The organism is Rhizobium sp. LjRoot98 (assembly GCF_964252935.1).
In the GTDB taxonomy this organism is placed as follows: Bacteria; Pseudomonadota; Alphaproteobacteria; order Rhizobiales; family Rhizobiaceae; genus Pararhizobium.
Window position 1 is genome coordinate 1 of sequence record NZ_CAXUPW020000050.1, and the last position, 1,505, is coordinate 1,505.

Genomic DNA, 1,505 nt, shown 5'->3' on the forward strand with positions numbered 1-1,505 from the left:
CCGCTCTGATGTCCGTTGTCAATGCTTTGAGCGCAAGGAACCTCCCGCTTCAAGCAGCGGCTGTTAATGGTAATGATCGCGCATGGGTGGAGGCGGAACTCAAGGACGTCGGTGATCAAGCTCTGATGCGCGGGTTGGGTACCGCATTCCCGATTGTGCGTCCGGGGCTGTTCCTATCTTACTGCGGGCGTCGATCAAGTGTCGGCCACAAAGCGGATGACGGGTGTTCCCCTGCCGTTGTCCCGCCTCCGCCCATGCGCGAGGTGCAAGTTCGATGCGGCGATCTACGATTTGATCGACTGCGCCTCCCTTGCAACGGCCCACATGAAGCCACTCAGCTCGCGGGCAATGGCGGTACAAACCACCGTCGTTCGCTTTCCTCGTCCGGTCAACACACGATAGCGAGCTGTCAACCGGCTTTGGGCTTTCCATGCGATCTCCCGCACTCTCGATGGAGCTTGCTCCATACGGTACAGCTTCCTCGCGCCAACCTTCGGCGGATGGCGATATGTCCAAGCGCTCTCGACCAGCATGTGCCGAACACGTCCATTGCCTGCCTTGGTGATTGAGCCCCGTCTGACTGTCTCACCCGTTGATCGTTCACCAGGAACCAAGCCGAGATAGCCCATCAGTTGGCGGGGGCTTTCAAATCGGGTGACGTCACCGACCTCTGTTGCGAAGGTGACAGCGACGATCAAATCGACCCCTCGTAACGTCTGTAGTGCTCGAACGACGGGCGCAAGAGACCAAGTGGGTAGAAACTCCTCAATCACCTTCTCCAGCCGTTCGACACGCTCCTTCGAGATGCGGACCGCCTCAACCATTTCCTGCAAAGCGATCTGATGCGCGGGGTGATCGAACTGTTGCTCCTGCAGCCAGCACAGATATCGCATTGTCCAGCCCTTCTTGCGTGGATAGATGCGACTATGCTTGAGCATAAAGGCACCTACCTGTTGCCGATGAACCCGTAATGTCTCGACAGCAGCAGCTCGAGCACGAACAAGATCGCGCATAGCCTCATGGCCCTCGTCGGGAACCCACACTGCCGTAAGCTCGCCGGCCCTCAATAGCCGGGCGAGCGCGAGTGCGTCTCGACGGTTCGTCTTCACCCGGTCGCCAGGCTTCCTTGGAATCAATGATGGGGCGACAACCATGCATTCATGGCCAAGGGATTGGATCAGCCGATGGAGGCCATACCCGGTCGGGCCCGCCTCGTAGCAGAAATGAATGCGGTCAAACTTTGCGGCTATCCGCTGGATGATACGGCGCATGCTGGTATCGGACGCATCAACCTCACCCCAAAAGCGAACCTCTCCATCCCGGCCAGCTTCGGCAACAGCAATCGCGTTCTTCAGCTTGGCAACATCGATTCCGACAAATACTTCTCTATAATCTGCCACGGCTCGTCCTCCTGTGATGAGGATCGGCTCGGCCTATCCGAGCAACCCTCGGAAGACCAGTGTAGGGCGAGCCACCTCAGCTACGAAGACGGACATACGGTCTTA

At 58.2% G+C, this 1,505-nt stretch carries 1 protein-coding gene; it reads right to left on the reverse strand.

What is annotated here, in order from left to right; translation table 11 throughout:
• Positions 1 to 284: 284 nt before the first annotated feature.
• On the reverse strand, positions 285 to 1,400 hold the full coding sequence (locus ACSQ3J_RS31280; protein WP_436041194.1) for an IS110 family transposase: 1,116 nt from the start codon (positions 1,398 to 1,400) through the stop codon (positions 285 to 287).
• Positions 1,401 to 1,505: the final 105 nt, after the last annotated feature.